General features: G+C 42.1%; 2 protein-coding genes. Both read left to right on the forward strand.

The genetic code is table 11. The features are described 5' to 3' along the window. The first annotated feature begins 152 nt into the window (after nt 1–152). The gene (locus tag CXF78_RS15260) at nt 153–617 is read left to right on the forward strand and encodes a flavodoxin (RefSeq protein WP_011636737.1); all 465 of its coding nucleotides are present in this window, start codon (nt 153–155) and stop codon (nt 615–617) included. Next, the coding region (locus CXF78_RS15265; protein WP_102037269.1) for a PTS transporter subunit EIIC at nt 569–2,038 on the forward strand (1,470 nt) is incomplete at its 3' end. The genes CXF78_RS15260 and CXF78_RS15265, both read left to right, overlap by 49 nt.

Genomic DNA, 2,038 nt, shown 5'->3' on the forward strand with positions numbered 1-2,038 from the left:
TACGCTATTTCATTTGAGCCAACCGATGTTGACCATAACGATTTACATTACATAATAAAAGACACTTGCGAGAGACTCAAACAATACAGTAAGGTAAGCCACTAAGACTCAAGGTATTTTATAACGTATTACATTTAAGAGGAAAGTATACCATGAAAAAGGTCAATGTTGTTTTTGGTACCGTTTATGGTAGCGCACAATTTACTGCTGAAACAGTGACTAAGGCGATTGCAAAATTAGGCTTTACGACTAAGCTTTGGCAACCCAATGAATTATCTGGTTTTGTACCACCACAAGATGAGCTATTAATTGTAGTTTCATCAACCACGGGGCAAGGGGATATACCCGAAGATATTTCACCTTGGTTTAGTGAACTTAAATCCAGCGCACCGTATTTACCATTATTACAATACAGCCTAATTGGCTTAGGCGACTCGAGCTATGAAACTTTTTGTGGGGCGATAAAACAATTTGATGAATTGTTAACCGAGTTGGGCGCTAAACCGCTGACAGAACGATTAGAAATTGACGCCTGTGAAACAATGGAACCCGAAATAGAAGCTAAAACATGGATAGCCAGTTGGCACAACGCCGTCACATCGGTAAACGCAGCGTAAGTTTTTTTACGCAACAATGGTTTAAATTCGCACAGCGCCTAAGTCAGGCTCTGCTCATACCTATTGCTATTTTGCCTGCTGCAGGGGTGATGTTAGGGTTAACCGTTAACCCGTTACCATTTATTCCTGCAGAATTAAATACGGTGTTTTCTGCGGTCGGCAATCTAGTTTTTACCATGATGCCTTTGTTGTTTAGTGTTGCGATAGCGATTGGTTTTTGTCGTGATCAAGGCATTGCAGCATTTTCAGCCGTCTTTGGTTTTGGAGTGTTTTTATCCACAATGGGAGCTCTGACCAATATTTATGGTCTGGTATCTCGTCCTCTCTGGGGCATGCAAACAATTGACACTGGTATCGCTGGCGGCATGTTAGTCGGCGCGATGACATGTTTAGCTGTCAATCTTAGTCAACATGTTAAATTACCTGCTATTTTTTCCTTTTTTGAAGGACGTCGCAGTGCTCCAATAATTACCATTCCGCTGTCTATGGCACTTGCTTACCTATTGGTGCATGTTTGGCCGCCCTTATCGCATATTATTGAACTCCTTTCTGATTGGGCTGTATACCAAGACCCCGCTATTGCTTTTGGTGTTTATGGCACGGTCGAACGTTTATTAATTCCGTTAGGATTACATCACATTTGGAATGCCCCATTTTATCTTGAAGTCGGACAGTACATTAACCAGGGGACTGTAGTTCGAGGTGAAGTGGCTCGTTATTTGGCCGGCGATCCATTGGCGGGAAATCTTGCTGGTGGTTATTTGATTAAAATGTGGGGTTTACCTGCAGCTGCCTTAGCGATTTGGCGTTGTGCAGATAAGTCTGAACGTAACCGAGTTGCGGGGATTATGTTATCAGCGGCGACAGCCAGTTGGTTAACCGGGGTGACAGAGCCGATAGAATTTGCCTTTATGTTTATCGCACCGATTCTGTTTATTGTACATGCATTACTCACGGGAATTGCTTATAGCGTGTGTATTCTACTCGACGTTCATCACAGCATTGTGTTCTCTCATGGGTTGGTAGATTTTACCTTATTGTTTTCGCGCTCTGCTAATACTCAGTGGATTTGGATATTGGGTCCGCTCACAGCAATAATCTATTATGCAATTTTTAGGGCCAGTATTTTAGCGTTCAATCTAAAAACGCCTGGCCGATTAGAGCAAAGTGATTTACCCGCTGAGCCTAAAGAGAGCTTACGGGCAATGATTTCTGCATTGGGCGGCCGCGAGAATATTGTCGAGATTAATGCTTGTTTAACACGCTTACGTATTAGTGTTAATCAAGCAAATCTGATCGATAAAGCTAGATTAATGCGCTTAGGTGCTAAAGGCGTGGTTGTTATGGGTAAAGGTGTACAAGTTGTTTATGGCACTAAGGCTGAAACATTACGTAAATTACTGCAAAAATATTTAGATTCT

The organism is Shewanella sp. 11B5 (assembly GCF_002836795.1).
Classification (GTDB): domain Bacteria; phylum Pseudomonadota; class Gammaproteobacteria; order Enterobacterales; family Shewanellaceae; genus Shewanella; species Shewanella frigidimarina.

Coding starts and splice junctions, on each gene's coding strand:
- CXF78_RS15260 (WP_011636737.1), top strand. CDS start 153: ATGAAAAAGGTCAATGTTGTTTTTGGTACCGTTTATGGTAGCGCACAA.